Below are 23,615 nucleotides of genomic sequence, written 5' to 3'. Positions count from 1 at the left end.
TTCGCGACCCCTTGCATAGCGTGAGCAGACCCTTATGAAAATGCAGAACACCCCGCGCCGCTGGCGAGGGGTGTGAGATGGTCGATTCTAGAATGGCGGCCCCTTGTTCGCTTGCCGGCCGTCGCCCGGTGCCGGAGCCCATGTCTTCCTCCCGTCTTTTCGTTCTGATTCCTTGCGCCGGCTCGGGGCACCGCGCGGGCGGTGCGCTGCCCAAGCAATACCAGCGCCTTGCGGGCGCGTCCTTGGTGGCTCACACGGTGGAGGCGTTCCGTGCGCTGGCGGGCCGCTTTGCAGGCCTGGCGGTGGTTGTGGCGCCGGACGACAGGGACGTGCAGGCGGCGCTGCCGCGCTTTCCGGCCACGGGCGAGTTCCTGCTGCAGGTGGGCGGCGTCACGCGCGCGGCCACGGTGCGCAACGGCTTGGCCGCGCTGCGGAAAAAAGGGGCCGGCGCGCACGACTGGGTGCTGGTGCACGACGCCGCGCGCTGCCTGGTCACGTCGAGCCAGATCGAGGCGCTGATCGCCGCCTGCGAGCACGATGCCATCGGTGGTCTGCTGGCCCAGCGCCTGGCTGACACGCTCAAGGTGTCATCGGCCGAAAGCCGGGTGTCGCAGACGCTGCCGCGCGCCGACAAGTGGCTGGCCCAGACGCCGCAGATGTTCCGCATCGGCATGCTGCTCGATGCGCTGGAGCGCGTGGGCGATTCGGTGACGGACGAAGCCGGTGCCATCGAGGCCATCGGCCTTGCGCCGCTGCTGGTGCCGGGCAGCGCGCAGAATTTCAAGGTGACTTTTCCTGAAGACTTTGCGCTGGCCGAAGCGGTATTGCTGGGCCGCAAGAAAGGCAGGGCATGAGCGCGTCGTTCAACATCCGCGTCGGCGAGGGCTGGGACGTTCACCAACTGGTGGCGGGGCGCAAGCTGATCCTGGGCGGTGTCGAGGTGCCGCACACCACCGGCCTCCTGGGCCATTCTGATGCCGACGTGCTGCTGCATGCCATCACCGACGCATTGCTGGGCGCGGCGGGCCTGGGCGACATCGGACGGCATTTTCCCGACACCGATGCGCAGTTTCGCGGCGCCGACTCGGCCGTGCTGCTTGGCGAGGCGGCGCGCCGCGTGCGTGCCGCGGGCTGGGAGATCGGCAACGTCGACAGCACGGTGATCGCGCAGGCGCCCAAGCTGGCGCCGCACATCCCGGCCATGCGCCAGCGCATTGCAACGGCGCTGGGCCTTGCGCCCGACCAGGTCAACGTGAAGGCCAAGACGGCCGAAAAGCTCGGGCCGGTCGGTGAGGGCCGCGCGATGGAAGCTCGCGCGGTGGTGCTGCTGCACCGCTGAGTCAGGCGCGCCGGACCGGGGCTTCGACGGGCCTGGGTTCGGGCATGGCGCGCGGCATGCGGATGTGCGCCGCCAGGCCACGCCCCGGCGTGCTGGTGAGCGCAAAGGTGCCGCCCATGCGCTCGATGTTCTTGGCCACGATCGACAGGCCGAGGCCGGCGCCGGCGGCGGATGTGCGTGCCACGTCGCCGCGGAAGAATGGCTTGGTCAGTTGCGAGAGCAGGGCGGGCTCGACGCCCGCGCCGTGGTCGCGTACCTTGATCAGCACCGCGTCGTTGTTGGCCTGGGCCTGGATCACCACGTCGGCCACGCCGGTGGAAGGCGTCTTGCCGTAGCGCCGCGCGTTCTCCACCAGGTTGGAGATCACGCGGGTGAGTTCGACCTCGTCGCCCAGCACACGGAGGTCGGACGGCACGTCGACCCGGATCTTCATTTCTTCGTAGTCCTGCACGGCATAGGTGCAGGCATCGACCACGTCGCGCAGCAGCACGGGCTTGGGATCGACGTGATCGGGCCGTGCGTAGTCGAGGAACTTGTCGATGATCGCGTCGAGCTGGGCGATGTCGGCCGCCATGTGGTCGCGTGCGTCTTCGTCGGCCACGCTCATCTCGGTTTCCAGTCGCAAGCGCGCCAGCGGGGTGCGCAGGTCGTGCGAGATGCCGGCCAGCATGATGGCGCGGTCCTGCTCGATCTTGGCGAGCTGGTCGGCCATGCGGTTGAAGCCGATGTTGACTGCGCGGATCTCGTTGGTGCGCGCGCTTTCGTCGAGCCGGTGCGCCTCGTACTCGCCTTCGCGCACCTGCATGGTGGCGCGCGACAGCTGTTTGAGCGGCAGGTTGATGAGCCGGGTGATCAGCGCTGCGCCGGCCAGGGACAAGGCCATGGCGGTGCTGAGCCAGACCAGCCACGTGCGGCCCCCCACGCGGCTGAAGCGGGTCGGGTCGAGCAGCAGCCAGTAGGCGTCGCTTTCGATGGTGAAGCCGATCCACAGGCCGGGCTCGTCGTTGACGCGGCTGGCCACGGTGGTGCCTTCGCCGAGCTGGTCGATCAGCTCCTCGGTGACGCGCTGGTCGAGCGCGCCGCTGGTGTAGGGCTGGAAGCGGTCGTTGGGTTCGCGCGGCAGGATGCGCACGCCTTCCTGATCGGCCAGCGTCTTGATCAGCGACACCCGCGTGATCGCGTCCGAATACACCAGCGCGGCGCGCGTGAGGTTCACGAGCGAGGCGATCTGGTGCGCCGTCTGGATGGCGCGGGGCTCGTATTCGAGCGAGCGAAAGGTCTGCAGCCACGCGACCGTGCAACCGACCAGCAACAGCGCGAGCAGGAAAAATGTGCGCCAGAAAAGGCTGAAGCCGAGCTTGAGGCCCGGTTGCCGGTCACGCTGGCCGGCGCCCTCCAGAGGGCTCGGCATCGTGACCTGGGCGCCGTCCTCCTGGGCTGGGCTGGGTCTGGCTGAATTCAGGCCGATGGCCACCTCGGGATGTCGTCAGGCCGTGCCGTCCGGCACGAAGACATAGCCCACGCCCCACACCGTCTGGATGTAGCGGGGCGCCGCGGCGTCGGCCTCGACCAGCTTGCGCAGGCGCGAGATCTGCACGTCGAGGCTGCGGTCGAAGGGCTCGAATTCGCGGCCGCGTGCCAGCTGGGCCAGTTTTTCGCGCGAGAGCGGCTGGCGCGGATGGCGCACCAGCGCTTTCAGCATCGCGAACTCGCCGGTGGTCAGGGAGAGCTCTTCGCCGTCCTTCTTGAGCGTGCGCGACCCGAGGTCGAAGGCGAACGGGCCGAAAGTGACGGTTTCGTTCTCGGTGGAAGGCGCACCGGGCGCCTCGAGCGGCGGACGGCGGCGCAGCACGGCGTGCACGCGCGCCAGCAGTTCGCGGGGGTTGAAGGGCTTGCCAAGGTAGTCGTCGGCGCCGACCTCGAGACCGACGATGCGGTCGACGTCTTCGCCCTTGGCGGTGAGCATGATGATCGGCGTGCGGTCGTTGGCGGCGCGCAGGCGGCGGCAGACCGAGAGGCCGTCCTCGCCGGGCATCATCAGGTCGAGCACGATCAAATCGACCGTGTCGCGCAACAGGATGCGGTTGAGCGCCTTGCCGTCCTCGGCCACGATCACTTCGAAACCTTCCTGGGTCAGGTAGCGGCGAAGCAGGTCGCGGATGCGGGCGTCGTCGTCGACGATCACGATCTTGTCAGTGCGAGCGGGAACTTGAGTCATTTCTACAACGTTGAATTTGTAACAGCGTCGATTCTGAAGGCGTTGAGCCGCCGCTGAGCCAGTTTTACTTATGGTTTGACACTAAGTTACAAAACTTGCGGTCGCTAGCTGTCTAGCCATCCGACCTTCGTCCCGCGGTGGCAAAGTCCACTTGTCCTATGACTTCTGTTCAATGAGAACCCTCTTTTCCGCGTTGCCGATCCTCGTTGCCTGCAGCTGCGGCTCCACCCTGGCCACGGCTGGCGAATTCCTCAAGGTCGGGGATTCGCGCCGCAGCGAGGTTCGCGAGGCGGTGGCGGCTCACCGCGCGTCGCAGCGCGCCGAGATCCGCAGGGAGGAGGCGGCGGCCGGCAGGCGCCTGACGGCGGCCGAACTCTTCGAGTTGCGCCAGCAGGTGCGCGGCCAGTGGGCGCCGCCCGGCACACCCCCCAGGGCAATGAATTCGGCAGAATCGCAGCCGGCCGAGCGAATCGCGCCGCCGCCGATGTCGGCGGCCCGCGCGTTGACCTTGCCCCGCAGCCAGCGCCGCTGAAGCGGCGCGGCGCGCTTTTTTTGCGTTCATTGAATACCAATCCAGGGGGTAACTCGTCTTGAAGAAAATCAGTTGGATCGCGGCCTGCGCCGCGTTGGCCGCGGCAGCGGCCGCAGGCAGCGCCACAGCCCAGAACATGGCCCCGCCGCCGCAGAACGTGCTGCAGCTCACTGCCTCCGGCACGGTCGAAGTGCAGCAGGATCTGCTGAGCATGACGCTCACCACCACCCGCGACGCGACCGATGCCGCCACGGTCCAGTCGCAGCTCAAGGCTGCGGTGGACGCCGCGCTGGCCGAAGCCAAAAAGAATGCCCAACCCGGTCAGCTCGACGTGCGCACCGGCAACTTCAGCCTGTCGCCGCGCTACACCCGCGAAGGAAAGATCAACGGCTGGCAGGGCTCCGCTGAAATGGTGCTCGAGGGCCGCGACTTCCCGCGCATCACGCAGACCGCGGGCCGCATCACCACGCTCAACGTCGGAAACGTCGGCTTTGCACTGAGCCGCGAGCAGCGCGCCAAAAGCGAGACCGAGGCCCAGACCATCGCCATCGAGAACTTCAAGCAGAAGGCCACGGAGCTGGCCAAGGGCTTCGGCTTTGCGGGCTACACGCTGCGCGAGGTCTCGGTGAACGCGAACGACAGCGGCCCGATCCGGCCGCGCGTCATGGCGGCATCGGCCAAGTCTTTTTCTCCCGATGCGCCGGTGCCGGTGGAAGCCGGGAAGACCAGCGTGGTGGTGAACGTGTCGGGTTCTGTGCAGCTCAAGTAGAGGGCCAGGCAGGCGTGGGGGAGGGCGCGGGCCGCTCCCCTTCGATCACTGCGCGGTCCAGCCGCCGTCCATTTGCCAGGCCACGCCGCGGACCTGGTCGGCCGCCGGCGAGCACAAGAACACCGCCAGCCCGCCGAGCTGCTCTACCGTGGTGAACTGCAGCGAAGGCTGTTTTTCTCCGAGCAGTTCGTTTTGCGCCTGCGTGGCCGAGATGCCTTCGCGTGCCGCGCGGTCGTCGATCTGCTTTTGCACCAGTTGGGTCAGCACCCAGCCCGGGCAGATTGCATTGCTGGTGATGCCGGTGGTCGCGGTTTCGAGCGCTACCGACTTGGTGAAGCCGACGATGCCGTGCTTGGCCGCCACGTAGGCGGACTTCTGCGCCGAGGCGACCAGCCCGTGGGCCGACGCAACATTGACGATGCGTCCCCAATTGGCTTCGCGCATGGCCGGAATCGCGAGCCGCGTCGTGTGGAACGCGCTCGTGAGGTTGATTGCGATGATGGCGTCCCAGCGCTCTGGCGGAAAGTCCTCGACCTTTGCCACGTGCTGGATGCCGGCGTTGTTGACGAGGATGTCGACTCGGCCGAACCTGGACGCGGCGAACTTCATCATGTCCTCGATCTGGTCGGGCTTGCTCATGTCGGCGCCGTGGTATTCGGCACGCACGCCGAGCGCTTCGATGCGGGCCTTGGGCGCCTCGGCATCGCCGAAGCCGTTGAGCACGATGTGCGCGCCTTGTTGTGCAAGTGCCTCGGCAATGGCAAGGCCAATGCCGCTGGTGGACCCCGTGACAAGCGCGGTTTTGCCTTTGAGCATGAAGTTCAATCTCCGGATGAATTAGGATGCGACGAGACATTATCCGCACCAGGACGACTTCGTTTTCATGACAGAACCGACGCTTCATTACGTGGCGTGCGACGACCCCCAAGGCGGGCATCGCATGGCCTATTGGCAATGGGGCAGCGCGCGCAGTGCGCGTGTGGTGATGTGCGTGCACGGCCTGACCCGCCAGGGGCGCGATTTCGACGTGCTGGCCCAGGCCATCGTGGCGCGTGCCGGCGGCGACGTGCGTGTGGTCTGTCCCGATGTCGCAGGGCGTGGCCGAAGCGACTGGCTGCGCGATCCGGCGCTCTACCAGGTGCCGGTCTATGCGGCCGACATGGTGGCCCTCCTGGCGCAACTGCATCGCGAACAGCCGATCGAGACGCTCGACTATCTGGGTACCAGCATGGGCGGACTCATCGGTTTCGTGCTGGCCGGCCACAAGCAATTGCCGCTGCCCCAACCCATACGCCGTTTCATCGTGAACGACGTCGGCCCGACGATCGAGGCCGTGGCCATCCAGCGCATTGGCGGCTACGTGGGGCAGGGCGGCCGCTATGCGAGCCTGAAGGAAGCGGCGGACGCCATGTGGGCAATTTCGACCAGCTTCGGCCCCCATACGCCTGAGCAATGGCTTTCACTGTCCAGGCACATGGTGGTGCCGGCATCCCGGCGCACGGCCGATGGTGCGTGCAAGCTGGAGGCCGACGAAGCCGGCGGCGGCGAAGCCGGTCCCTGCCTGCTCCACTACGACCCGGCCATTGCCGTGTCGCTGCGCGCCGTCACGCCCGAGGCCGCGGCCCAGGGCGGCGCGGTGATGTGGAGCCTGTACGACGCCATCGAGGCGAAAACCCTGGTGACGCGTGGCGCCCAGTCGGATCTGCTGTCGCACGAAACGGCGCTGGCCATGACGCAGCGCGGGCCTCGCGCGGCGCTGATCGAATTCGAAGGCGTGGGCCATGCGCCCACCTTCGTCGACCCTGCGCAGGTCCTGGCTGTCACATCCTTCCTGTTCGATTGAGGGCAGCGTGAAGCGCGATTCTTCGAGCCTTCAAACGGCACACTCTCCCGATTCGGCAGTGGCGGACTATCCGCTGTCCGCCGCCACGGCGGATCGCACTCCGGTGATGGAGAACATGCTCGCCCGTGCGCGCGCATTTGCCGAGCCGTTGATTGCCGACGAAAAGCTCGACACCGGCGAGAACACGCTGGCGCACGCCGATGCCGTGGCGGCCATCGTCGCAAAGATGGGCGGCTCCGAGGCCATGCAGGCCGCGAGCTATCTGGTCTATGCCTGCCAGCACCTGAACCGCCCGCAGGAAGTGATTGCCAAGGTGTTCGGCGACAACTTTGCGGCGCTGGCGGTCGAAACCACCAAGCTGGTCCGCGTGCAGGAGCAGGCCCGCTCGGCTTCGCAGGGCCATCACCTGTCGGAAGGCGCGGGCGCGCAAACTGAAAACGTGCGCAAGATGCTGCTCGCGTTTTCGCGCGACCTGCGCGTGGTCATGCTGCGCCTGGCGTCGCGGCTGCAGACCTTGCGGCATGCCGCGGCCAGCAAGCGGCCGGCGCCCGAGAGCGTGGCGCGCGAGTCGCTGCAGGTGTTTGCGCCGCTGGCCAACCGGCTCGGCATCTGGCAGGTGAAGTGGGAGATCGAGGATCTCTCGTTCCGCTTCCTGGAACCCGAAACCTACAAGCTGATTGCACGCCTGCTCGACGAGAAGCGGGTCGAGCGCGAAGGCCATGTCGAGCAGCTGCGCTCGCAGCTCGAAAGCGAGCTGCAGGCCGAGGGCGTGCGCGCCATCGTGCAGGGGCGGCCGAAGAACATCTACAGCATCGTCAAGAAGATGCGCGGCAAGTCGCTCGACTTCGCGCAGGTGTTCGACATCCTCGCGCTGCGCGTGGTGGTGCCCGACGTGAAGGATTGCTACGCGGCGCTGGCCTGGGTGCATTCGCATTTCCTGCCGATCGACGAGGAGTTCGACGACTACATTGCGCGGCCCAAGCCCAACGGCTATCAGTCGCTGCACACCGTGGTGCGCGAGATGGTCGACGGCAAGCCCGGCAAGCCGATCGAGATCCAGATTCGCACGGAAGAAATGCATGACCATGCCGAGCACGGCGTGGCGGCGCACTGGGCCTACAAGGAAGCCGGGCACAAGGGCTATGCGGGCGTGTGGGCGAGCGGAGAGTACGACGCGAAGATCGCCGTGCTGCGGCAGCTCCTGGCATGGGAGCGCGATCTTTCGGGCGGCTCGCAGGGGCAGGGGCTGTTCGACGACCGCATCTACGTGCTGACGCCGGACGCGGCCATTGTCGAGCTGCCGCAGGGCGCGACGCCGGTCGACTTTGCCTACACCGTGCACACGACGCTCGGCCACAGGTGCCGCGGCGCGCGCGTCGATGGCGCGATGGTGCCGCTCAACACGCCGCTGTCCAACGGACAGACGGTGGAGATCATCGCGGCCAAGGAGGGCGGCCCGTCGCGCGACTGGCTCAATGCCGAGCTGGGCTACCTTGCCAGCCACCGCGCGCGAGCCAAGGTGCGCGCGTGGTTCAACGCGCAGATCACGCACGAGACCGTGGCGCGCGGACGCGAAGCCGTCGAGAAGCTGCTGCAGCGCGAAGGCAAGACTTCCACGCGGCTCGAGGACCTGGCTTCGCAGCTGGGCTTCAAGTCGGCGGACCATTTGTTCGAAGTGGTCGGCAAGGACGAGTTCTCGCTGCGCAACATCGAGGTGCTGCTGCGCCCGCCGGAGCCCGCGCCCAATCCGGACGACGGCGTGCAGATCAAGAAGCCGCGCGCGAGCGAAAAATCCGGCAAGGGCGGTGTGCTGGTGGTGGGCGTGTCTTCATTGATGACGCAGCTTGCCAAGTGCTGCAAGCCGGCACCGCCCGATCCCATCAGCGGCTTCGTGACCCGCGGTCATGGCGTGAGCGTGCATCGCACCGATTGCAGCAACTTTCGCACGATGGCCGCGCGCGACGGCGAGCGCGTCATCGATGTCGAATGGGGAGCGGCCAAGAAGGGTGGCGAGGCGCCGGTCTATGCGGTCGACGTGGCCGTGGAAGCGGCGGACCGCCAGGGCCTCTTGCGCGACATCTCCGATGTCTTCGCACGCGAGAAGATGAATGTGATCGGCGTGCAGACGCAATCGGTCAAGGGCACGGCATGGATGACGTTCACTGTAGAGATCACAGACGCAGCGCGGCTGACGCAGGTGCTGGGCATCGTGACGGCAGTGGCTGGTGTGCGATCTGCACGTCGGCGCTAAAAAGCGCGTTTTCTCCTGCTACAATAGCTGCTTCTCGGACACATCCTTAGGCGCGTAGCTCAGCTGGTTAGAGCACCACCTTGACATGGTGGGGGTCGTTGGTTCGAGTCCAATCGCGCCTACCAATTTCTGTTCCAACATCCGGCCAACCACCGGGTCTGTTGAACAGAGCTTTCACCGGGTTCCCCGGTGTCTCAATCGTCCCTGCGGTGAAGCAGACAAAGACCATGGCCACATTGTTGTGCTACCTTGGCCACACTGCAAACCTTTTCCAATTTTCTTGACAAGCGATCTGATGAATACGCGATCAACGCTGGTTGATCGGGCTCATGCCGCCAAGCGCTTGGCCGCATTGCTCAGGCAAGCCCCCATTGAATTTGCGCGCGCGGTCTATGGCATCAACGACCACGCAGGCGGCCGCACCGACACCATGGCTGCGCGCGAGGTGGCGCGCGCCCAGCGGCAGGGCATGCCCGTGACGCAAGAGCGCGCCGAACAGCGTGCTCGCGCCTATCTGCCGACCTCCGGCCAGGAGCACTGTCCGCGCTGCTGGGTCGTCTACGGCCACAAGAGTCCCTTGCGTTTTCGAGAGGCCACGGAAGATCGCCCCGAGACGGCGACCTGCGCCGCATGCGGCGCCGAATACGCCACAACGCTCGACTGAAGAAGGACGCGGATTCGCTGGCCGAAGGGCGGTCAGGGTAAACCTTGTCGCGATGCAGCAAAACCGCTACCTAGAATTGATCGGATGACATGGGCATCCATGTGAAGGAGTCCGCAGTGCAGAGCAAGAAGTCCGGGGTCAAGCCGGTGCAACGTGTAATCAAGAAGTACCCCAACCGAAGGCTCTACGACACCGAGACATCCACCTACATCACCCTGACCGAGGTGAAGCAGCTGGTCATACAGAACGCCCAGTTCGTGGTGCGCGATGCCAAAACGGGCGACGACCTCACGCGAAGCATCCTGCTGCAGATCATCCTCGAAGAAGAAGCGGGTGGCGCGCCGATGTTCACCGAGCAGGTGTTGTCCAACATCATCCGTTTCTACGGACAGGCGATGCAGGGCTACATGGGCCCGTATCTCGAGAAGAACATCCAGGCCATGACCGAAGTGCAGGCCCAGCTCACCGAAAAGGCCGAAGGCCTCACGCCCGAAATGTGGTCGCGCTTCATGACCCTGCAGTCGCCGATGCTCCAGGGACTGATGGGCAACTACGTCGAGCAGTCCAAGAACGTGTTCCTGCAAATGCAGGAACAGATGCAGAAGAATACCGAGCAGGTTCTGGGTGCATTCGGCATCAAACGCCCCTGAAATCCCGGTCCCGTCCGATAGCTGGGACAATAGAGGCATATGAGCGAAGTTGCCTCCCCTGAACGTACGGCCACGCCGGCTGCCCCCAAAGTCGGCTTCGTGAGCCTGGGCTGTCCCAAGGCCCTGACCGATTCCGAACTGATCCTGACCCAGTTGAGCGCCGAGGGCTACCAGACGGCAAAGACCTTCGAAGGCGCCGACCTGGTGATCGTCAACACCTGCGGCTTCATCGACGATGCCGTGAAGGAAAGCCTCGACACCATCGGCGAGGCATTGGCGGAAAACGGCCGCGTGATCGTCACGGGCTGCCTGGGCGCCAAGACCGGCGACCAGGGCGGCAACCTGGTGCGGCAGATGCATCCCAGCGTGCTGGCCGTGACCGGTCCGCACGCCACGCAGGAGGTCATGGATGCGGTCCACGCCAACCTGCCCAAGCCGCACGATCCCTTCATCGACCTGGTGCCCAACACTTTCGGCATCGCAGGCCTCAAGCTCACGCCGCGGCACTATGCGTACCTGAAGATCAGCGAAGGCTGCAATCACCGCTGCACCTTCTGCATCATCCCGTCGATGCGTGGCGATCTGGTGTCGCGTCCTGTCGGCGACGTGCTCGGCGAGGCCAAGGCACTGTTCGAAGGCGGCGTGAGAGAACTGCTGGTCATCAGCCAGGACACCTCGGCCTATGGCGTCGACGTGAAGTACCGTACCGGTTTCTGGGACGGCAAGCCGGTCAAGACGCGCATGCTCGAACTGGTGCGCACGCTGGGCGAAATCGCGGAGCCCTACGGCGCCTGGGTTCGGCTGCACTACGTGTACCCGTATCCGAGCGTGGACGAAATCATTCCGCTGATGGCGAGCGGGCAGGTGCTGCCTTACCTGGACGTGCCGCTGCAGCACAGCCACCCCGACGTGCTCAAGCGCATGAAGCGGCCGGCCAGCGGCGAGAAGAACCTGGAGCGCCTCGCGCGTTGGCGCGAGGTCTGTCCCGAACTCGTGATCCGCAGCACCTTCATTGCGGGCTTTCCGGGCGAAACCGAGCAAGAGTTCGAGCATCTGCTCGACTTCATCCGCGAGGCGCAGATCGACCGGGCCGGTTGCTTTGCCTACAGCCCCGTCGAAGGTGCCACGGCCAACGACATTCCCGGCATGCTGCCGCCGGCCGAGCGCGAAGCGCGCCGTGCCCGCTTCATGGAAGTGGCGGAGGCGGTGTCGATCGCCAAGCTGCGCCAGCGCATCGGTGCAACCATGCAGGTGCTCGTCGATTCCGCGCCGGGCATGGGCCGAAAAGGTGGCGTGGGCCGTACCTACGCCGACGCGCCCGAGATCGACGGCACCGTTCGCCTGCTGCCGCCCGAGAAAATCAGCAAGACGCTCAAGGTGGGTGAATTCACCAAGGCCCGCATCGTGGGTGCCGAGGGCCACGACCTGATTGCGCTGCCGATCTGACCCGCCAAAAGGAAAGCCCGCTTGAAGCGGGCTTTCCAAAAAGGCTCGATCGGGACGGGCAGGGCCCGGTTGCTCTCAGTCATCCGAACGTGAGATGACCAGAAGGCTCATGAACAACGCGCCAAGAAACATGCCGGCGATCAAAGTAAATGCTGCGATCACAGTTGACTCCTTAAATTTGAATTACACAAACCAAAGGTAACATTGTGCGCGCGTTTCGGTTACTTTTAGACGCATGTTTGGCGGCAAAGTGTGATTTTTGCCACGACTTCCCCGTCTGAATCCATGGGCCGACTGTCCTGCGACTTGCCGCCTGGCGATTTCTGTAACGGCTGGAACCGCTAGAACGGAAGCGCTTCGCCTGCGTCCTGCGTGCGGCCCGGATAGAGGTATTTGAAGTAGTCACCCGATTTGCCGTACAACTGGGCGGCGAGTGCCACGGGGTCCTCCTTGCCGTGCTTTTCATAGAGTACGGGCCCCCAGATGATGAATCCATCGATGCTCAGCGAACGAGGCGCGGGTTCGATCGCCTTCCACGCGTGGGCAAATTTTGAAATCCATGCCAAGGCTTCTGCCAAGGCGTGGTTGCGTGCGGGAGCGGTTTCTTCAGGGGCGGACATGGGCAGTTATCCTTTGTGAAAAGACTGTATAAATATACAGTAAATTCAATGCCTGTCGAGGCCCTGGCGAGCAGACTCAGCGGTGCCTGTTGAACCACGCCAAAAGGCCAGCGGCCAAGCCGATCCAGATGGCAACGACGATCACAGCGCCCGCAATGCTTCGGGGCTTGGAGCCTTGTTCTTTCATCCACCTGTCGGCCTGCGCGCGGCATTCCTGGAGCACATCGGCTGGAATGAGCCGGATGTTCAGCGCGATGAGGGCGGGCAGCAGCAATACGTCGTCGACATAGCCAAGCACGGGGATGAAATCCGGTATCAGATCGATCGGGCTCAGCGCGTAGGCGACGACAAATGCGGCAAGCGCCTTGGCGAACCAGGGCGTGCCGGGATGGCGGTAGGCAAACCACAGCGTGACGGCGTCGCGCTTGATGCGCGACGCCCATTGCCTGATGCTTTGAAAAAGGGCCATGAACAGTGGGGATTCGGAGAGCGCGACGTGCCGGCGCGAACTATGGCGCAGTTTGGCAGGCCGAGCCCTGGCGGCCAGATCGTCGGAGCCGCGACGCTGCGGCGTGGTAAGGTGCATGTCGGCTTCACAGGCCGTCGCAACCCGCAGATCCAACCGTGGTCACTTCGGCGAGTTGAACGCCGCGCCCATCAGGTTGGGTTTGCGGTTCACCTTTACTGGCAACACGGTGTATTGATTGGTTGCCCCGCTTCTTGAGACTGTGCGCGATCATTCGTCGATGTACTGCGTCAGAATGGCGAGAAAGCCGCTCTCCCTGAGCGGCTGCCGCAGCATTTCATGAGAAGACGAAGCCCGTTGCATCTGTTCGAATCCGTGCCGCCCGAAACAATCCCGCAAGAGGTCTCGAACGGGGACCGCGAAGGTGTGTGCGAAAGCGGCGGCTTGCTGTCGGTCGGGCCTTGTTTGGTCACGACCGGCTTTTGCGAGGGAGAGCATCCCTCGATCATGTTCCCAGGGCAAAGAAAAAACCCCTGTAAATCGATGATTCACAGGGGTTTCAGCTTGGTAGGGGTGGTGCCCAGAAGAGGACTCGAACCTCCACGATGTTACTCGCTAGTACCTGAAACTAGTGCGTCTACCAATTCCGCCATCTGGGCCCACATAGCTGCCGAAGCAGTTATGTTTTGAATTTCAGGAAAGAGAGAATCATATCAAAAATAATGGCCATTCCAGCGGTCTGCTGGATGAATTTGAAGGAACTGTTCAAGGGCATCGCGATGGACACGGTTTCGTGCAGCGCGACGACGGCGAGGCCGACATTTATCTGCCCCCGAACGAGATGCGCGCGGTGCTGCACAAGGACCGCGTCAAGGCGCGCGTGGTGCGCCAAGACCGGCGCGGTCGTCCCGAAGGACGGGTGGTTGAAATCGTCGAACGCCCCGAGCAGCCGATCATCGGTCGCCTGTTGCATGAAGGCGGCATCTGGCTCGTCGCGCCCGAGGACAAGCGCTACGGACAGGACGTACTGATCCCCAAGGGCGCGACCGGTCCCGCGAAGGTAGGGCAGGTCGTGGTCGTGCAGCTCACCGAGCCGCCGGCCTTGTTCGGCCAGCCCGTGGGCCGCGTGAAGGAAGTGCTGGGCGAGATCGACGACCCCGGCATGGAGATCGAGATTGCCGTGCGCAAGTACGGCGTGCCGCATGAGTTCTCCGCGGAATGCCTGGTCGAGGCCAAGGCGTTGCCCGAGAAGGTACGGCCCGCCGACAAGAAGGGCCGCATCGACCTGACCGACGTGCCGCTGGTCACCATCGACGGCGAAGACGCGCGCGACTTCGACGACGCCGTGTACTGCGAGCCCGCGAAGGTTGGCCGCGGCAAGGGCTGGCGCCTGCTGGTTGCCATTGCCGATGTCAGCGCCTATGTGCAGACCGGCTCGGCGATCGATATCGACGCGTACGACCGCGCCACCAGTGTCTACTTCCCGCGCCGCGTTATTCCGATGCTGCCGGAAAAGCTTTCGAACGGCTTGTGCTCGTTGAACCCCGAGGTCGAGCGCCTGTGCATGGTGTGCGACATGCTCGTGGCCGCCGACGGCGAAATCTACGCCTACCAGTTCTATCCGGCGGTGATGTTCAGCCACGCCCGCTTCACCTACACCGAAGTGGCTGCCATTCTTGGCAACACGCGCGGCCCCGAGGCGGCCAAGCGCAAGGACCGCGTGAAGGATCTGCTGAACCTCGCCGACGTCTACAAGGCACTGCTCAAGCAGCGCGGCAAGCGTGGTGCGGTCGACTTCGAAACCACCGAGACGCAGATCATCTGCGACGACGCGGGCCGCATCGAGAAGATCGTGCCGCGTACGCGCAACGAGGCGCACCGCCTCATCGAAGAAGCCATGCTCGCCGCCAACGTGTGCAGCGCCGACTTCATCGCCGAAGGCAAGCACCCGGGCCTGTTCCGCGTGCACGAAGGCCCGACGCCCGAGAAGAAGGAAATCCTGCGCGGCTACCTGAAGGCCATGGGCGTGGGGTTGAGCATCACCGACGACCCGCGGCCCGGTGAGTTCCAGGCGATTGCCGAGGCCACCAAGGAGCGTCCCGACGCGCAGCAGATCCACACCATGCTGCTGCGCTCGATGCAGCAGGCGATCTACACGCCCATCAACAGCGGCCACTTTGGTCTGGCGTACGAGGCCTACACCCACTTCACGAGCCCGATCCGGCGTTATCCGGACTTGCTGGTGCACCGTGTCATCAAGGCCATTCTCGGCAAGACGCGCTATCAGCTGCCGATGCTGCCGACGCCGGGCGAGGCGCATGCCAAGCTGGCCAAGCGGCTGGCCTCGCGCGTCAAGGCGCCAACCACCAAGCCGCAGAAAGCCACCGTCGCGCCAACCAAGGAAGTCCTGGCCTGGGAAGCTGCCGGCCTGCATTGCAGCGCCAACGAACGCCGCGCCGACGAAGCCAGCCGCGACGTCGAGGCATGGCTCAAGTGCAAGTACATGCGGGAGCACCTGGGTGAGGAATACGGCGGCGTGGTCACGGCGGCCACCACCTTCGGCATCTTCGTCACGCTCGACGCCATGTATGTCGAAGGCCTGGTGCACATCACCGAACTCGGCGGCGAATATTTCAAGTTCGACGAAATGCGCCAGGAGCTGCGCGGCGAGCGCACCGGCATTCGCTATGCCATCGGCACGCGCGTGCGGGTGCAGGTGAGCCGTGTCGACCTGGACGGGCGCAAGATCGATTTCCGCCTGGTGCGCGAGGGCGAAGAGCTCACCGCGCGTGCCATGAAGGACAAGGGCGTGGGCTCGACCGGCGTGCCGGTCAAGGCATCGGCCAAGCGCAGTTCGCGCCACAAGGCCGAGGCCGTTCCCGAGCCGCGCAGCGAACGCGGCGCGAGCGCCGTTGCGGTGGGGCCCCAGTCGGCCATGCAGGCCTTCAAATCGGCGGTCAAGAAGGCTGCCAACAAGATGAAGGGGCGCAAGCCTCGCCGTGCATGACGGGCAACGCACTGCACCCATCCCCTACAGACACACCGAGAAGGAGACACTGAACATGAGCGTGGAAAACAACAAGGGCCGCATCGCGATCGTCACGGGCGCCGGCACGGGCATCGGACGCGCCGCGGCGCTGGCATTGCTGGCCGACGGCTGGAACGTGACCCTGGCCGGGCGCCGCCTGGAGCCGCTGGAACAGGTGGCGGAAGAGTCGGGCGCCGGCGCACGGGCTTTCGCGGTGCCCACCGACGTGGCCAACGCCGAATCGGTAGAGGCTCTGTTCGCCGCCGCGGTGGAACGCTTCGGCCGCGTGGACCTGCTGTTCAACAACGCCGGCGTGGGCAACCCGCCGGGCCCGTTCGAAGACTGGACGCCTGAGCAATGGCGCGGGGTGGTCGACATCAACCTGACCGGCATGTTCTTCTGCATCCAGCAGGCCTTCCGCACGATGAAGGCGCAGACCCCGCGCGGCGGCCGCATCATCAACAACGGCTCCATCTCGGCCACCGCTCCGCGGCCGAATTCGGCCGCGTACACCGCAACCAAGCACGGCGTGGAGGGCCTCACCAAGACCGCTTCGCTCGACGGGCGCAAGTACGACATCGCCGTGGGTCAGATCGACGTGGGCAATGCCATGACCGAACTGGCGGCGCGCATGGCCAAGGGGGTGCCGCAAGCCAACGGCGAACTCGCCATCGAGCCGCTGATGGACGTCAAGATCGTGGGTCAGTCGGTGCTCTACATGGCGAACCTGCCGCTGGAGGCCAACGTGCTGTTCCATACCGTCATGGCAACGAAGATGCCCTTCGTCGGGCGCGGCTAGAGCAGACAGAACCTCGTCAGCGCGGCGCCTGGCGCGCCAAGGCGCCGGCCGTCAGCGGCGGCGCATTGGCCGGCCACGTGTCGGCGATGCGGCCGTGGCGCCAGACGGCTTCGCGCGCTGCCTCGAAGGCCGGTTTTTGCATCGCCAGCGCGGCGCCGATCATTCCGGCCAGTACGTCGCCCGTGCCGGCGGTCGCGAGCCTGGCGTTGCCGGTCGCATTGAGCACCGGTGGTGCGCCGCTGCCGTCGGCAATCGCCGTTCCCGAGCCCTTGAGCACGGCGACCACGCCGTAGCGCGACGCCAACTCGCGGGCCGCTGCGAGCCTGTCTGCCTGAATGTCGGCGGCCGAGCAATTCAGAAGGCGCGCCGCTTCGAGCGGGTGCGGGGTGATCACGGTGGGCTTTCCGCGCCGGGCGCGCGACGCCAACTGCATTCGCAACCCGCTGTCGGCAGCAATCGCGTTCAACGCATCGGCGTCGAGCACCAATGCAGCCGCTGTCGCCAGCACGCGCGGCAGCACCGCGCGCACGGCTGTGCCGCCGCCGCATCCGCAGACCGCGGTCATGCCCGAAAGATCGAGTGCGTTGGCGTCTCGCAGCATCAGCTCGGGTTGTGACAGGTCGACGGGGGCTGCGCTCGGGTCGAGCAGTCCGACAAACACGCGTCCGGCACCCGCATGCAGCGCGGCCGATCCAGCGAGCAGTGCGGCGCCCGCCATGCCAGGTGCGCCGCCGATCACCGCAACATCGCCATAGCTGCCCTTGTGCGATGCGTGGCTGCGCGGCCGGTTCGTTGGTGTGCCAGCCAGGCGAGCGACAGGCGGCTCGGCCATGCTGCTGCAACCCAGGTCGTCGAACCAGACCGTACCTGCCGCGTCGCGGCCTTGGGCCGTGAAGAGGCCTGGCTTCAGGGTCAGGAAGGTCACGCAAGCCGAGATGTCGGCCGCCGGATGGGCGGCGTTCCAGACCCCTGTGTCGGCATTCAAACCGGAGGGCAGGTCGACGCTGAGCACCGGTTGCCCCCCGGCATGCATCTGCCGCAGCCACTCGGCCATGACGCCTTCGGGCGGCCGGGTCGATCCGATGCCGAGCAGCGCATCGATGGCCAGTTCATACGTGGCAGGCGGCTGCGGGGCGAAGATCACCCCGGCGTTCCGCGCGTGTTGCAGCGAGGCCTTTGCATCCGGCGGCAGGCGGTTTTCATCGCCCGTGAATGTGACGACCGGCTGGAAGCCCCGGTGCTGCATCTGCGCTGCCGCCTCGAAGCCATCGCCACCGTTGTTGCCCGGCCCGCAGGCGATCCAGATCGTGCGTGCGTGCGGCGCGAGCGCCATGGCCAGCCGTGCCACGGCCAAGCCCGCGCGCTGCATCAGCGTGTGGGAGGGCAGGCTGGCCGCGGCTGCGTGCTCGATGCGCCGCGTCGCCGCAATGTCGAACAGATCGGCGGCGGTGGCGGACGTGATGCGTTGCATCGGGCCATTTTGCCGCTCGGCGGCCGATGGATGAAGCGCTTGACCAGGAGCCCCGAATGCTTGGGTGGGGCGAACCCTAGAGGCTGAGCCGCTCGACGCCCAGGCCTTCGAGGTCGACACCGGCATCGCGGCCACCGACCAGGTCGGCCACCACGCGTGCGCTGCCGCACGACAGCGCCCAACCGCTCGAACCGTGGCCCAGGTTGAGCCACACGCCCGGCACGCCACTGGCACCGAGCACCGGAGGGCCATCGGGCAGCATCGGCCGCGCACCCTTCCATTGCTGCACGCCCGACTGCAGCGTGACCGCGCCGGGAAACCAGTCGTGAAGCACCTTGTAGAGCGTTTGCACCGCGGACGGGTTCATGGTGCTCAGCGAGCCGCCGATCTCGGCGCTTCCGGCCACGCGCACGCGCTGGCCCAGGCGCGAGATGGCGACCTTGTAGCGTTCGTCCATCACGGCGCTGCGGGGGGCGTTGAGCGATTCTCGAATCGGCGCGCTGATGGAATGGCCATACACCGGCGCCAGCGGAATCTTGAGGCCGAGCGGGCGCAGCAGCTGGGCCGAGGCGAGCCCGGCGCACACCACCACCGCATCGAAGCGCAGCGGCGGCGACCCGCTTGCGAGCGAGACGGAGGTGGGCTCGGCGCGGCTCAGCGGCGCAATGTCGCAATTGAAATGAAATTGGGCACCGAGTGCCTCGGCCTCCCACTTGAGCAGCAGCGCGAACTGGCGGCAGTTGGCTACTTCGTCTTCGGGCAGGTGGATGGCGCCTGCGAGCGCGGTGTCGGTGTTGAGGGCGGGTTCGATGCGCCGGGCTTCGTCGGCATCGACTTCCTTGAAGACGCTGCCGGCCGCGCGCAGCACCTCGAGCCCGGGCTGGACCAGTTTCTTCTCGCGCTTGGAGCGCAGCAGCACGAGGTAGCCGTCGCTGCGCTCGTAGCTCAGCTCGCGTGCCTCGGTCACCTCGTGCAGCCGGGTGCGGCTGTAGAACGCCAGGCGTTGCATGCGGGCGCGGTTGGCAAGGTAGGTTTCGAGCTTGCACGCCTTCTGCCAGCGCGACATCCAGCCCAGATCGCGCGTACTCAGTGGCCAGCGCAGCTTGATGGCACCGTGCGGGGAGAGCAGGGAGCGCAGCACCTTGGCCCGCATGCCGGGCGCCGCCCAAGGCGTCACATAGCCCGGCGCGACCACGCCTGCATTCGCAAAACTGGCCTCCTCGGCAGCGGCGCCGCGGCGCTCGAACACGGAGACTTCATGGCCATCCGAAACCAGTTCCCAGGCGGTGGTGACGCCGATGATGCCGGCGCCCACGATCGCGATTTTCATTGAATCTTTGAGTAAGAAGAGATGGCTCACGCCCTTCGATGGGCGTGGAGCTATTGTCTTCGCAGTGCGTGCTCGGCTTGCAGGGCAATCGCAAGAACCGCGTCGTCGTGCAGCGCGGCGTGCCACAGCATCAGGCCGACCGGCAGTTCGCCGGCGGCATGGCAGGGCAGCGAGATGGCGCAGCCGTCGAGCATGTTGACGATCGACGGATTGCGCAGCAGCAGCGCGTTGACGCGAAAGAACTCGTCGTCGCGCTCGGCACCCGGCGCCACGCTGGCGATGGAGGGGGCGGTGATCGGCACCGTCGGCGACAGCACGGCGTCGAAAGACGACAGCGCCGCTTCAACGCGGGCGATCCATGCGCGCCGGGCATTCACGAGGTCGATGTATTCGTGCGCCTTCATGACGGCGCCCCGGATGATGCGCTGAGCGACGCGGGGGTCGTAGCCGGCGCCGCTGCGTTCCAGCAGCAGCCGGTGCCAAGCATAGGACTCTGCCGCCGAAAACCCGCCTGTGGCGTTGATGGCCTGCAGCTCCGCCAGTTCCGGCAGCAGGATTTCCTCGACCTGGGCGCCCGCGCTGCGCAGCGCTTGCAGCGCGTTCTCGAAGGCGCTGGCCACCGCGGGCTCGATGTCGTCGAAGAACACGTTTTTCACCACGGCGAGCCGGTAGGCCCCCAGCGAGGCGGCGCCGGCGGTCACACGTCGGGCCGCAAGGATCTCGTGCGCGGCGATGGCATCCCGGACCGAGCGCGTCATGGCGCAGACGGTGTCGAGCGTGGTCGACAGCGGCAGCGCGCCATCGGCCGGCACGAGGCGGGCGGTGCTCTTGAATCCCACGATGCCGTTCAGTGCCGCCGGAATGCGGATCGAGCCGCCTGTGTCCGAGCCGAGCCCGATGAAAGCCGCCCCGGTCGCGACCGAAATGGCGGCTCCTGACGACGAACCCCCCGGAATGCGCGGCGTGGTGGCGTCGCTCACGTTGGCCGGCGTGCCATGGTGCGGGTTGACTCCCACGCCCGAGAAAGCGAACTCGCTCATGTTGGTGCGGCCGGTCAGCACGCCGCCCGCGGCGCGCAGCCGTGCGACCGCCACTGCATCGGCCCTGGCTGCCGGGGCATGCGAAAGCACGACGGAGCCGGCGGGGGTTGGCTGCCCCTCGATGTCGAACAGGTCCTTGGCGGTGAAGGCGAGCCCCGCGAGCCTGCTTTGCGGCGCCGGCAGCGCGACCTGCCGGTGGGCTTCGTCGAACAGCGTGCGGGTGAAGACGTGGCTGCAGGCCGGAGACTGGGCGATACCGATGGCATGCTCCAATTCGGTGCGTGCATCGGTGCCACCTGCCAACAGATTCAGACGGGTGGCGTGAAGGTCGTTCATGGGCGGTTGGGGGGCGCGGACGGCTTGGTTACGGGGCGGGGCAAGGACAAAAGCCAGGGAGGGCCGTGCTATACTCTTTGGGTTTCGCTGACCGTGTGACGGCTACCGCCACACACAGCAAGACACATCCGCAAACCGGCCCAATCAAGGTGTTGCGACTCCATTCGAAGGAGGCGCAAAACGGGCTGGATTTTAGACCCAACCTTTGGAGGAATTTTCAATGTCTACCACCATGCGCGAAATGCTGGAAGCCGGTGTCCACTTCGGTCACCAAACCCGCTTCTGGAACCCCAAGATGGCCCCGTACATCTTCGGCCATCGCAACAAGATTCACATCATCAACCTGGAAAAGTCGCTTCCGATGTTCCAGGATGCGATGAAGTACGCCAAGCAGCTCACCGCCAACCGCGGCACGATCCTCATGGTCGGCACGAAGCGCCAAGCCCGCGAAATCGTGGCTGCCGAAGCCCGCCGTGCCGGCGTGCCTTTCGTGGACACCCGCTGGCTCGGCGGCATGCTGACAAACTTCAAGACGGTCAAGACCTCGATCAAGCGCCTGAAGGACATGAAGGCCCAGCAAGAAGCCGGCCTCGACAGCCTGAGCAAGAAAGAGCAGCTCACCTTCTCGCGTGAAATCGAGAAGCTCGAGAAGGACATCGGCGGCATCCAGGACATGACCGCGCTGCCCGATGCCATCTTCGTGATCGACGTGGGCTTCCACAAGATCGCCGTGGCAGAAGCCAAGAAGCTCGGCATTCCGCTGATCGGCGTGGTGGACTCCAACCACTCGCCCGAAGGCATCGACTACGTCATTCCGGGCAACGACGACTCGTCGAAGGCCGTCACGCTCTACGCTCGCGGCATCGCCGACGCGATCATCGAAGGCCGCAACAGCGCCGGTGGTGACGTGGTCAAGGCCATCGCCGAAGGCAGCAGCGACGAATTCGTCGAAGTCGAAGAAGGCGCTTCGGCCTGATTGGTGCTCTCGCGAGCCTGAAGAAGGGGCTTTGGTGCCCCTTTTTTTTAACCTGATTTTTTGGACACGGAGATAGAACAATGGCTGCAATCACTGCAAGCATGGTCGGCGAACTGCGCGCAAAGACCGACGCGCCGATGATGGAATGCAAGAAGGCCCTGACCGAGGCCGACGGCAACATGGAAAAAGCCGAAGAGCTGCTGCGCATCAAGCTCGGCAACAAGGCTGGCAAGGCATCGGGCCGCATCACCGCCGAAGGCGTGGTCACGGCTTTTGTCGACGGCGCTGCCGGCGGCATGATCGAGATCAACTGCGAAACCGACTTCGTCACCAAGAACGACAGCTTCCTGGCCATGGCCAACGCTGCCGCGATGCTGGTCGCCAAGCACAACCCCGCGGACATCGCCGCGCTGGGCGCGCTGCCCTATGAGCAAGACGGCTTCGGCCCCACGCTCGAAGACGTGCGCAAGGGCCTCATCGGCAAGATCGGCGAGAACATGAGCTTCCGCCGCTTCAAGCACTTTGCCGGCAACGGCAAGCTGGCTTCGTACCTGCACGGCACGCGCATCGGCGTGATGGTCGAGTTCGAAGGCGACGACACCTCGGCCAAGGACGTTGCGATGCACATCGCCGCCATGAAGCCGGTTGCCATCTCGGCCGCCGACGTGCCTGCCGACCTGATCGAAAAAGAGCGTGCTGTTGCCGCCGGCAAGGCCGAGGAAGACCGCAAGACGGCCGAAGCCGAAGGCAAGAAGCCGCAGCCTGCAGACATCGTTGCCAAGCGCATCGAAGGCGGCGTGCAGAAGTACCTCAAGGAAGTCTCGCTGCACAACCAGCCGTTCGTGAAGAACGACAAGCAGACCGTCGAGCAAATGCTCAAGGCCGCCGACACCAGCATCAAGGGCTTCACCCTGTATGTGGTCGGCGAAGGCATCGAAAAGAAGGTCGACGACTTCGCAGCCGAAGTTGCAGCTCAAGTTGCTGCCGCCAAGGCCGCCGCGTAAAAACTGTTACGCCCCAAAGCGACGGCGCACGTGTGTGTGCCGCCGCTTTTTCACCGCCTCGTTCTACACTCGCCCCGCCAACCCCAAGTAAGGAAATTGCCCATGTCTGATCCCCGCCCAGCCCACAAGCGAATCTTGTTGAAGCTGTCGGGCGAGGCATTAATGGGAGACGATGCCTTTGGTATTAATCGCGCCACCATCGTTCGCATGGTCGAAGAGGTGGCCGAGGTGGTGAACATGGGTGTGGAGCTTGCAGTCGTGATCGGCGGCGGCAATATCTTCCGCGGCGTCGCGGGAGGCTCCGTCGGCATGGACCGCGCCACGGCCGACTACATGGGCATGCTGGCCACGGTCATGAATTCGTTGGCACTGGCCGACGCCATGAACAAGCAGGGGCTGGTGGCGCGCGTCATGTCGGCAATCGCCATCGAGCAGGTGGTCGAGCCTTATGTGCGGCCCAAGGCATTGCAGTATCTCGAAGAGGGCAAGGTCGTGGTGTTTGCCGCGGGCACCGGCAATCCGTTCTTCACCACCGACACGGCCGCCGCGCTGCGCGGTGCCGAGATCGGTGCCGAGCTGGTGCTCAAGGCCACCAAGGTCGACGGCGTGTATTCCGCCGATCCGAAGACCAACCCCGATGCAACGCGCTATACGTCGCTCACTTTCGATGAGGCGATCGCGAAGAATCTCGGCATCATGGACGCCACGGCTTTCGCGCTGTGCCGCGACCAGAAGCTGCCGATCAAGGTGTTCTCGATCTTCAAGAACGGCGCGCTCAAGCGTGTCGTCATGGGCGAGGACGAAGGCACGCTGGTGCATGCCTGAGGAGTAAA

General features: G+C 65.4%; 22 protein-coding genes and 2 tRNA genes. 15 read left to right on the top strand and 9 right to left on the bottom strand.

The window, feature by feature from the left end; genetic code table 11:
* Positions 1 to 140: 140 nt before the first annotated feature.
* Complete coding sequence (ispD, locus tag ACJ7Z0_RS04975; RefSeq protein ID WP_431131795.1) at positions 141 to 854, top strand: 2-C-methyl-D-erythritol 4-phosphate cytidylyltransferase; 714 nt, start codon at positions 141 to 143, stop codon at positions 852 to 854.
* On the top strand, positions 851 to 1,339 hold the full coding sequence (gene ispF / locus ACJ7Z0_RS04970; protein WP_434788934.1) for a 2-C-methyl-D-erythritol 2,4-cyclodiphosphate synthase: 489 nt from the start codon (positions 851 to 853) through the stop codon (positions 1,337 to 1,339). The genes ispD and ispF overlap by 4 nt, the downstream gene beginning before the upstream one ends.
* A gap of 1 nt (position 1,340) precedes the next feature.
* On the opposite strand, the gene ACJ7Z0_RS04965 is transcribed toward ispF, so the two are convergent.
* Positions 1,341 to 2,750 carry a sensor histidine kinase gene (locus ACJ7Z0_RS04965; protein ID WP_434788933.1) on the bottom strand — a complete coding sequence of 470 codons (1,410 nt, stop codon included), beginning with the start codon at positions 2,748 to 2,750 and terminating at the stop codon, positions 1,341 to 1,343.
* Positions 2,751 to 2,825: 75 nt separating this feature from the next.
* A complete protein-coding gene (ompR, locus tag ACJ7Z0_RS04960) occupies positions 2,826 to 3,557 on the bottom strand; it encodes an osmolarity response regulator transcription factor OmpR (protein WP_012747691.1) in 732 nt (243 codons plus the stop codon).
* A gap of 151 nt (positions 3,558 to 3,708) precedes the next feature.
* Between ompR and ACJ7Z0_RS04955 the strand changes: the two genes are divergently transcribed.
* Both ACJ7Z0_RS04955 and ACJ7Z0_RS04950 read left to right on the top strand, forming a co-directional pair.
* On the top strand, positions 3,709 to 4,089 hold the full coding sequence (locus ACJ7Z0_RS04955) for a hypothetical protein (protein WP_434788932.1): 381 nt from the start codon (positions 3,709 to 3,711) through the stop codon (positions 4,087 to 4,089).
* Between the two features lie 58 nt (positions 4,090 to 4,147).
* Complete coding sequence (locus ACJ7Z0_RS04950; protein ID WP_434788931.1) at positions 4,148 to 4,858, top strand: SIMPL domain-containing protein; 711 nt, start codon at positions 4,148 to 4,150, stop codon at positions 4,856 to 4,858.
* 45 nt (positions 4,859 to 4,903) lie between these two features.
* Here the strand turns inward: ACJ7Z0_RS04950 and ACJ7Z0_RS04945 are convergent, their stop codons facing one another.
* Positions 4,904 to 5,674, bottom strand: a complete 771-nt coding sequence (locus ACJ7Z0_RS04945) for a 3-hydroxybutyrate dehydrogenase (RefSeq protein WP_434788930.1) — start codon at positions 5,672 to 5,674, stop codon at positions 4,904 to 4,906.
* Positions 5,675 to 5,741: 67 nt separating this feature from the next.
* Between ACJ7Z0_RS04945 and ACJ7Z0_RS04940 the strand changes: the two genes are divergently transcribed.
* The 6 genes from ACJ7Z0_RS04940 (at position 5,742) to rimO (ending at position 11,712) form a co-directional block, all read left to right on the top strand.
* Positions 5,742 to 6,701: an alpha/beta fold hydrolase gene (locus ACJ7Z0_RS04940; protein WP_434788929.1), complete on the top strand. Its 960-nt coding sequence runs from the start codon at positions 5,742 to 5,744 to the stop codon at positions 6,699 to 6,701.
* A 106-nt stretch (positions 6,702 to 6,807) separates the two neighbouring features.
* Complete coding sequence (locus ACJ7Z0_RS04935; protein ID WP_434792611.1) at positions 6,808 to 8,952, top strand: RelA/SpoT family protein; 2,145 nt, start codon at positions 6,808 to 6,810, stop codon at positions 8,950 to 8,952.
* Between the two features lie 48 nt (positions 8,953 to 9,000).
* Positions 9,001 to 9,077 (top strand) — tRNA-Val (locus ACJ7Z0_RS04930).
* A 170-nt stretch (positions 9,078 to 9,247) separates the two neighbouring features.
* A complete protein-coding gene (locus tag ACJ7Z0_RS04925) occupies positions 9,248 to 9,616 on the top strand; it encodes a hypothetical protein (protein ID WP_431131781.1) in 369 nt (122 codons plus the stop codon).
* 89 nt (positions 9,617 to 9,705) lie between these two features.
* Entirely contained in the window at positions 9,706 to 10,266 is a 561-nt protein-coding gene (gene phaR / locus ACJ7Z0_RS04920; RefSeq protein WP_431131779.1) for a polyhydroxyalkanoate synthesis repressor PhaR, read from the top strand.
* Positions 10,267 to 10,305: 39 nt separating this feature from the next.
* The gene (rimO, locus tag ACJ7Z0_RS04915) at positions 10,306 to 11,712 is read left to right on the top strand and encodes a 30S ribosomal protein S12 methylthiotransferase RimO (protein ID WP_434788928.1); all 1,407 of its coding nucleotides are present in this window, start codon (positions 10,306 to 10,308) and stop codon (positions 11,710 to 11,712) included.
* Between the two features lie 341 nt (positions 11,713 to 12,053).
* Here the strand turns inward: rimO and ACJ7Z0_RS04910 are convergent, their stop codons facing one another.
* From ACJ7Z0_RS04910 to ACJ7Z0_RS04900, 3 genes are all read right to left on the bottom strand, one after another.
* Entirely contained in the window at positions 12,054 to 12,332 is a 279-nt protein-coding gene (locus tag ACJ7Z0_RS04910) for a hypothetical protein (RefSeq protein ID WP_434788927.1), read from the bottom strand.
* Between the two features lie 76 nt (positions 12,333 to 12,408).
* Positions 12,409 to 12,801: a YkvA family protein gene (locus ACJ7Z0_RS04905; RefSeq protein WP_434792610.1), complete on the bottom strand. Its 393-nt coding sequence runs from the start codon at positions 12,799 to 12,801 to the stop codon at positions 12,409 to 12,411.
* A 571-nt stretch (positions 12,802 to 13,372) separates the two neighbouring features.
* Positions 13,373 to 13,457, bottom strand: a tRNA-Leu gene (locus ACJ7Z0_RS04900).
* 80 nt (positions 13,458 to 13,537) lie between these two features.
* Between ACJ7Z0_RS04900 and rnr the strand changes: the two genes are divergently transcribed.
* Together rnr and ACJ7Z0_RS04890 are read left to right on the top strand one after the other, a co-directional pair.
* Positions 13,538 to 15,805 (top strand): ribonuclease R, encoded by a 2,268-nt coding sequence (rnr, locus tag ACJ7Z0_RS04895; RefSeq protein WP_431132245.1) that lies wholly within the window; start codon positions 13,538 to 13,540, stop codon positions 15,803 to 15,805.
* 55 nt (positions 15,806 to 15,860) lie between these two features.
* Positions 15,861 to 16,625: an SDR family oxidoreductase gene (locus ACJ7Z0_RS04890; RefSeq protein WP_434788926.1), complete on the top strand. Its 765-nt coding sequence runs from the start codon at positions 15,861 to 15,863 to the stop codon at positions 16,623 to 16,625.
* 16 nt (positions 16,626 to 16,641) lie between these two features.
* Here ACJ7Z0_RS04890 and ACJ7Z0_RS04885 read toward each other — a convergent pair whose 3' ends face one another.
* The 3 genes from ACJ7Z0_RS04885 to ACJ7Z0_RS04875 form a co-directional block, all read right to left on the bottom strand.
* Positions 16,642 to 18,096 carry an NAD(P)H-hydrate dehydratase gene (locus ACJ7Z0_RS04885; protein ID WP_434788925.1) on the bottom strand — a complete coding sequence of 485 codons (1,455 nt, stop codon included), beginning with the start codon at positions 18,094 to 18,096 and terminating at the stop codon, positions 16,642 to 16,644.
* Between the two features lie 76 nt (positions 18,097 to 18,172).
* Positions 18,173 to 19,426 (bottom strand): D-amino acid dehydrogenase, encoded by a 1,254-nt coding sequence (locus tag ACJ7Z0_RS04880; RefSeq protein ID WP_434788924.1) that lies wholly within the window; start codon positions 19,424 to 19,426, stop codon positions 18,173 to 18,175.
* 50 nt (positions 19,427 to 19,476) lie between these two features.
* Positions 19,477 to 20,802, bottom strand: coding sequence for an amidase (locus tag ACJ7Z0_RS04875; RefSeq protein WP_434788923.1), 1,326 nt, complete (start codon positions 20,800 to 20,802; stop codon positions 19,477 to 19,479).
* Between the two features lie 220 nt (positions 20,803 to 21,022).
* On the opposite strand from ACJ7Z0_RS04875, the gene rpsB reads away from it, so the two are divergent.
* The 3 genes from rpsB to pyrH all read left to right on the top strand — a co-directional run bounded on the left by rpsB (position 21,023) and on the right by pyrH (position 23,607).
* On the top strand, positions 21,023 to 21,778 hold the full coding sequence (gene rpsB / locus ACJ7Z0_RS04870) for a 30S ribosomal protein S2 (protein ID WP_431131763.1): 756 nt from the start codon (positions 21,023 to 21,025) through the stop codon (positions 21,776 to 21,778).
* Positions 21,779 to 21,858: 80 nt separating this feature from the next.
* Complete coding sequence (gene tsf, locus ACJ7Z0_RS04865) at positions 21,859 to 22,782, top strand: translation elongation factor Ts (RefSeq protein ID WP_431131761.1); 924 nt, start codon at positions 21,859 to 21,861, stop codon at positions 22,780 to 22,782.
* A 102-nt stretch (positions 22,783 to 22,884) separates the two neighbouring features.
* A complete protein-coding gene (gene pyrH, locus ACJ7Z0_RS04860; protein ID WP_431131759.1) occupies positions 22,885 to 23,607 on the top strand; it encodes a UMP kinase in 723 nt (240 codons plus the stop codon).
* Positions 23,608 to 23,615: the final 8 nt, after the last annotated feature.

The organism is Variovorax palleresanus (assembly GCF_051144945.1).
Taxonomy (GTDB): domain Bacteria; phylum Pseudomonadota; class Gammaproteobacteria; order Burkholderiales; family Burkholderiaceae_C; genus Variovorax; species Variovorax paradoxus_S.
The sequence above is the reverse complement of the archived record's forward strand: the minus strand, read 5'-3'. Positions and strand labels throughout refer to the sequence as shown.

Coding starts and splice junctions, on each gene's coding strand:
- rimO (WP_434788928.1), top strand. CDS start 10,306: ATGAGCGAAGTTGCCTCCCCTGAACGTACGGCCACGCCGGCTGCCCCC.
- ACJ7Z0_RS04885 (WP_434788925.1), bottom strand. CDS start 18,096: ATGCAACGCATCACGTCCGCCACCGCCGCCGATCTGTTCGACATTGCG.
- ACJ7Z0_RS04890 (WP_434788926.1), top strand. CDS start 15,861: ATGAGCGTGGAAAACAACAAGGGCCGCATCGCGATCGTCACGGGCGCC.
- ACJ7Z0_RS04965 (WP_434788933.1), bottom strand. CDS start 2,750: ATGCCGAGCCCTCTGGAGGGCGCCGGCCAGCGTGACCGGCAACCGGGC.
- ispF (WP_434788934.1), top strand. CDS start 851: ATGAGCGCGTCGTTCAACATCCGCGTCGGCGAGGGCTGGGACGTTCAC.
- ACJ7Z0_RS04945 (WP_434788930.1), bottom strand. CDS start 5,674: ATGCTCAAAGGCAAAACCGCGCTTGTCACGGGGTCCACCAGCGGCATT.
- tsf (WP_431131761.1), top strand. CDS start 21,859: ATGGCTGCAATCACTGCAAGCATGGTCGGCGAACTGCGCGCAAAGACC.
- ACJ7Z0_RS04925 (WP_431131781.1), top strand. CDS start 9,248: ATGAATACGCGATCAACGCTGGTTGATCGGGCTCATGCCGCCAAGCGC.
- ompR (WP_012747691.1), bottom strand. CDS start 3,557: ATGACTCAAGTTCCCGCTCGCACTGACAAGATCGTGATCGTCGACGAC.
- ACJ7Z0_RS04940 (WP_434788929.1), top strand. CDS start 5,742: ATGACAGAACCGACGCTTCATTACGTGGCGTGCGACGACCCCCAAGGC.
- rpsB (WP_431131763.1), top strand. CDS start 21,023: ATGTCTACCACCATGCGCGAAATGCTGGAAGCCGGTGTCCACTTCGGT.
- ACJ7Z0_RS04875 (WP_434788923.1), bottom strand. CDS start 20,802: ATGAACGACCTTCACGCCACCCGTCTGAATCTGTTGGCAGGTGGCACC.
- ACJ7Z0_RS04905 (WP_434792610.1), bottom strand. CDS start 12,801: ATGGCCCTTTTTCAAAGCATCAGGCAATGGGCGTCGCGCATCAAGCGC.
- phaR (WP_431131779.1), top strand. CDS start 9,706: ATGGGCATCCATGTGAAGGAGTCCGCAGTGCAGAGCAAGAAGTCCGGG.
- ACJ7Z0_RS04880 (WP_434788924.1), bottom strand. CDS start 19,426: ATGAAAATCGCGATCGTGGGCGCCGGCATCATCGGCGTCACCACCGCC.
- ACJ7Z0_RS04935 (WP_434792611.1), top strand. CDS start 6,808: ATGGAGAACATGCTCGCCCGTGCGCGCGCATTTGCCGAGCCGTTGATT.
- ACJ7Z0_RS04910 (WP_434788927.1), bottom strand. CDS start 12,332: ATGTCCGCCCCTGAAGAAACCGCTCCCGCACGCAACCACGCCTTGGCA.
- ispD (WP_431131795.1), top strand. CDS start 141: ATGTCTTCCTCCCGTCTTTTCGTTCTGATTCCTTGCGCCGGCTCGGGG.
- pyrH (WP_431131759.1), top strand. CDS start 22,885: ATGTCTGATCCCCGCCCAGCCCACAAGCGAATCTTGTTGAAGCTGTCG.